Source organism: Sporosarcina ureae (assembly GCF_029267015.1).
Lineage (GTDB): Bacteria > Bacillota > Bacilli > Bacillales_A > Planococcaceae > Sporosarcina > Sporosarcina ureae_D.
On the sequence record NZ_JARIEA010000080.1, the window covers coordinates 1 to 5,276 of the forward strand.

Annotated in this window: 4 protein-coding genes and 1 tRNA gene; 1 reads left to right on the forward strand and 4 read right to left on the reverse strand. The window is 43.2% G+C overall.

Translation table 11 applies throughout. The features are described 5' to 3' along the window. Nucleotides 1–178 precede the first annotated feature (178 nt). Genes hpt through Q7P97_RS14005 form a run of 3 tightly spaced genes read right to left on the reverse strand, consistent with a single transcriptional unit; the run spans nucleotide 179 to nucleotide 4,585 of the window. Nucleotides 179–721 (reverse strand): hypoxanthine phosphoribosyltransferase, encoded by a 543-nt coding sequence (gene hpt, locus Q7P97_RS13995; RefSeq protein ID WP_085427771.1) that lies wholly within the window; start codon nucleotides 719–721, stop codon nucleotides 179–181. A 19-nt stretch (nucleotides 722–740) separates the two neighbouring features. Then, a complete protein-coding gene (gene tilS / locus Q7P97_RS14000; protein ID WP_303969998.1) occupies nucleotides 741–2,150 on the reverse strand; it encodes a tRNA lysidine(34) synthetase TilS in 1,410 nt (469 codons plus the stop codon). Between the two features lie 35 nt (nucleotides 2,151–2,185). Then, on the reverse strand, nucleotides 2,186–4,585 hold the full coding sequence (locus Q7P97_RS14005; RefSeq protein WP_085427769.1) for a SpoIIE family protein phosphatase: 2,400 nt from the start codon (nucleotides 4,583–4,585) through the stop codon (nucleotides 2,186–2,188). Between the two features lie 208 nt (nucleotides 4,586–4,793). Here Q7P97_RS14005 and Q7P97_RS14010 point away from each other — a divergent pair. Beyond that, a tRNA-Met gene (locus Q7P97_RS14010) sits at nucleotides 4,794–4,867 on the forward strand. 60 nt (nucleotides 4,868–4,927) lie between these two features. Here Q7P97_RS14010 and Q7P97_RS14015 read toward each other — a convergent pair. Further along, on the reverse strand, nucleotides 4,928–5,095 hold the full coding sequence (locus Q7P97_RS14015; RefSeq protein WP_303970000.1) for a hypothetical protein: 168 nt from the start codon (nucleotides 5,093–5,095) through the stop codon (nucleotides 4,928–4,930). Nucleotides 5,096–5,276 lie beyond the last annotated feature (181 nt).

The following is a 5,276-nucleotide window of genomic DNA, read 5'->3' on the forward strand; positions in this document are numbered from 1 at the left end:
AGGAAGATCAATCCATATAAAAGAAAGTATCGAAGTATTCGATTCATCCCAAGCCTCCTCATCTCATTCAACAAAAACTAAACAGAAAACTATTGTAAATTTTAGCATAGATTAACACTACTTAACAAAAGAAATGCTTTATGAAAAAAGGCTTTACATACTGTCCGTTAAACTACGGTCAGAAAGAATAGATTTCCTTTTTCAGTACACCGATGTATGGCAAATTACGATATTTCTCTGCGTAATCCAAGCCGTATCCAACTACGAATGCGTCTGGTACATCAAAACCAACATAATCTGCTTTTAAATCTACTTTACGGCCAGTAGGTTTATCCAACAATGTAACAATTTTAATAGAGTTGGCTTTTCTGTATTTAAACAGCTCAACTAAATAATTCAATGTCTTTCCACTGTCGATAATATCTTCAATGATCAACACATCGCGACCTTCTATGCTAGTGTTCAAATCTTTGATGATCTTCACTTCACCTGAAGAAACTGTTGCATTTCCATAACTAGATACGTCCATGAAATCCAATTCGATATACGTATCAATACGTTTAATCAGATCACTCATAAATGGTAATGCACCTTTAAGTATACCGACTGCCAATGGAAACTTTTCACGGTACTCTTCAGTTAATGTTGCTCCGAGTTCCCGGACTTTCTCTTCTAATTGCTCTTCTGAAATTAAAACATGCTCGATATCTTGTGCGATCATCGGCCCGTCCCCCTCTATTTTATCTTGTCTCGCCTTCTCGCGTAATCCATATGTATGAATCGCCTTCCAGTTGGCAGCGCGAAAACATCTCACTATACCGTACACCAGGCACCGCACACACAGTACCGCTCGCTGTCGTAATGACAGGTTGCTGTTGTCTTTGCACGACCCCTATCTTTTCATCAATCAATATCCGCTTTATACGTTTTGGCACCGACATTCCTTTGAGCAGCATTCTGTCTCCGGTAATTCGCAACCGTGCAGTTAACGGCAGTTCCGACTCAGGCAATTGAAAATACCTAATTTCGTCTGAAGGTAAAAAGTGTTGAATCCTATGCGCATTGACATGATGCCAGTAAAATTGAATATTTCCCCACGTATGCCAAGTACCTTTCTCAAGGACTTTTGGACGAAGAGACGCTGTATCTATATCCTTTTTTGTAACTAGCAGTTTATCATATTGCCTGATAAACCGATAGCCATTTGCCAAATCAATTGTGACATTCCCAGCTGTATTCGTAATATGCTGTAACAGTTCATCCACTAATGTAAAATGCCACTCAGCGTTCTCTGTTGCTGGTTCAGTCAGACATTTTAATAGTAGTTGAATCACTCGCTTTTGTAAAGCGTGGGGAATAGCAAGAAATGCCTCCCGTTGAAAAGAAGGAAGCTGCTCATCCGTATACGTAACAATTGACTGCCAGTGTTGACCTGCAAGCTCACTCAGCAATTTTTCATCCGCTTGACGCTGCTCCGTTTGCCGTACCGTATTAACCGCAACAGCTGGGTTTTCCTCTATCAAGAGGGGTAGCACTTGGTGTCGCATACGATTACGTAAATAATAATCTTGCTGATTACTTGGATCTTCCCGGAACTTTATTTTGCATTGTGTCGTATACGTGTACAGTTCGCTCTTTTTTAACGGAAGGAACGGCCGTACAATTTTACCCGAATGAAACGTACGTTGTATCGGCATACCGATTAATGATTGTCCTTTACTCAATTGAATCAATACCGTCTCTAGTTGATCATCTGCATGATGGGCCGTTGCGAGAACTGTGAACTGCTCACTTTTCATCGTTTGTTCGAAACGTGCGTAACGCTGTTGTCGACACACTTGCTGCATATTGCCACCCTGGCTTTCTAAGATAGCCGGAATAGGTACTTGTTCAGAATAAAAGGGTAGTCCGAACTCCTCGCATAGTTGCTTCACAACCAACGCATCTTCAGCAGATTCAGCTCCACGGAGCATATGGTCTACATGAATGGCCCCAACTTCAATGGCCAAAAATTGCTGATGCGTCGCAAGAAAGTGAAGCAGTGCGATGGAATCCACACCACCCGAACACGCGACCAATACACGAGAGCCGGGAGGAATCAGTGTTTGCTTGTCGATAAACTTCAAAACCTTTTGCTGCAAACTTTTCATGATCCATCTCCCTCCTCTCTCTATTCTACCATTGTTTAGCTAGAAATGATTCGAGGTTGCTTATTAGCTTTTGACCACTTCGGCACAATATGACCGACTTTCATAACTAGTATTGTCCGATCATCTTCCACAGACTCAAATACCCGTTCCATCTCCATCATCACTTGATCCGCAATCGTTCGGCAGTCCATCTCTTTAAAGCGTTCTATCGTTTGATTCATGACGTCTTCCTGAATATCAAGCGGTATGTCTCCATTAAATATACCATCCGTCATCATGACAACAATATCGCCCGATTTCAACTTTTCATTCTTTGCTTCTATTGAAAATGAAGGTAAGAAGCCAAATGGCACCGTTTTGCTGTCCAACCGGATACAATCATCACTTCTCTTAATATAGGTACTCATCGATCCCGCCTTCCACGACCACAGCCGCCCTTCCTGTAGATCAATTAACGCTAAGTCGAGTGTTGCGTACATATCATCCAGCCCGTTTAACGCCATCATATAATGTAACGTATGGATTGCCGTCTCCGGATCCATTTTTTGACCCAAGCATTCCCTCATCAATCGAATAACCTTTCTACTCTCGTGGTATGCATTGATATCTTGTCCCATCCCATCAGATAGCAGTACGGCCGACAATCCATCGTGAATCTTGAATAACTCATACGCATCACCGCCATTGAACGATCCTTTTCCTGCTGTAGTGACAATATCATAGTCCAGTGAAAAACGAACCGCAGAACTAAAGGTTAATTGGACATGGGGGAACGGGAATGGTTGGTACGTTGATTTTGAAATATGCATCGGTTCATCATACATTTCCTCTAAAATAGGCAATAATAAATATTCCCCAACAGTTGTCTCAGCTTCAAAGTCCGCTTTTTTCTCTGGTACCGATATTACAATTCTACAGGCACCGCGTTCTTCGGATAAAATATCTATTTGGAAAAACTCGATCCCTTGTGATTGCAATCGATTCGCAAGTTCTTCTTCCGCCAACTTATACGTAGTCAGATCTTCTTTCACTTCTCGCATGACCTTTTCAATGTGGGTGCTCATATCGCGTAATTGTAACGCCAGCATCTTTCGCCCATGCTGTAACTGTCCCATTAATAATTTATTAGCTCCTCTTTCCTCCAATTCATTCAATAATCCCTTAAAGCGTAGACATTTATACTTCATTTGCTGTTCCACACGCACTCGGGCCGCTTTTTTTGTTGCGGAATAGGTGGTTTCCCATTCATTAATCAACGGTTCAATGCCATCCTCTTCATTTTCCCAACACTTACGGTAACGAAAACAGGATTGACAAATTGATGGTACTTGACTTGTTGCCGCCACTTCCTCTTCAGGAGATAGACGATCATTCACGAGTGTTGACATGAAATGAGCGAACTGCTGGAACTCCGCTAGCTGGCCATCCAACTTATCCGCCAACCATTGTTGTCGTTTTTCCGATATCCCTTCTTGTTTCGGCAATAAAACTTGTCGTATTTGACTTAATTTACGTGAAGGAATCAATATAAACAGTAAGGCCGCGGTACCGACTGTGGAGAAATGTACGGTATCAAGAGGCAATGTCGCGTCATAAAGAAGGAAAAAGAGCGAAACAAAGACACTGCCGGTGATGATCCCAAGCTTCCCAAACCGTTTCAGTGAACCCGCGAGCAAACCGGTCATACCATATAACGCCATCATACCCGTGAAAGATAGTTCTGATACTCCTATAATCAAAGCGATGATCATTCCGACAGTTGTAGCAAACGGCACTCCCCCGACGACAGCCGCTACAAAGATTGCGAGAAACAAGAACACCCCTGCCACTGATACTGTCCCAATCTGGAAACCGCCCATCCCGGTAGCTGCAAGCGCTCCCACAATACACATCGCACTGATCTGCTCAGGGTTCCACGGTCCGTACAGCATTCTTTCTATAGAAGGAAATGCCAGCAACATGAAAATAGTCATGAATAACGCAAGCAAGGCTTCTAACCCGATTGATAACTGAACTGCCAAAGGCAACATCCCGTCTCCGTACTTTACGAGTTGCCAGACCAGTTGAGGAATAATCATTGCCCCCGCTACAGCGATTGGAATTGACCTTTTCACAACAGGAATTTTAATAATTGAATGAAACAGCAATAATTGTGTTAGATGAATGACGGCTTGTCCGACCCCTAGAAATGCGCTGCCCGCCATCCCTCCTATAAATACATAAATCATATGTTGACGGTAGCGCATACTGGCTAATGCCCAGATTGGTAAGAAAAATGGCACGGCCATATCAAATACTACTGCTTGTGATAGAAAGAATGATCCCACTAAGAAAAGAAGGGCCGTCAGCAAGTAGACTTTTCGATTCATCAATTCTTGCCACGAAGCCCTGAACATCTGCACAAACGGTCGCTCCATATTGTCAATCATCTTCATTTCCCATACCCCCTATGTTCTCTTACATAAAACTATACATGGGAGTTGCGAGAAATTTTGTCTGTTCATGGCGGCATATTCGCAAAACATTTCGACGTATTCCGTATGTTTATTTTTTAGCAAAAGAGAGGTTGACAGTTGTTTAAATGCCTAGTATGATAAGAGACGTTGCGTTTGAAGTTGTATACTTTCAACGTGCATATGTCTTGGCGGTGTAGCTCAGTTGGCTAGAGCATTCGGTTCATACCCGAAAGGTCGTGGGTTCGAATCCCTCCGCCGCTATAATAGAATCACGAAGACTCCTCTTGCTTAGGCAAGGGGAGTTTTTCTATGTGTTGGTGATTACATGGGCAAGGTATTCGGACGAGTAAGTAGGATACGATGGTAGGTAGTGGTTTGACTAGCAATGTAAGTGGGGCGGGCATTGGCCCCACTTCGGCGGTGGTGGATGGCTTGCGCAACGAGCCAGACAGGAAGTGCACCTGGCTGTCTCATTACTACGCCTACCACTGGCAGCCGCCTTCGTTAGATCATGTGTAGGGCAGTTCTGATTCTTCTTTTGCTAGGATAGGAACTAGTACTACTCAGTCACTGGTTTTATCTCCTATAAACCACAACATGATTTGATAAGTACTCAGTAGCGCAGGCACAACTGCGGGGTCGGCCGTGGCCATGAGACAGCTAGCAGCTC

Coding starts and splice junctions, on each gene's coding strand:
- tilS (WP_303969998.1), bottom strand. CDS start 2,150: ATGAAAAGTTTGCAGCAAAAGGTTTTGAAGTTTATCGACAAGCAAACA.
- Q7P97_RS14005 (WP_085427769.1), bottom strand. CDS start 4,585: ATGAAGATGATTGACAATATGGAGCGACCGTTTGTGCAGATGTTCAGG.
- hpt (WP_085427771.1), bottom strand. CDS start 721: ATGATCGCACAAGATATCGAGCATGTTTTAATTTCAGAAGAGCAATTA.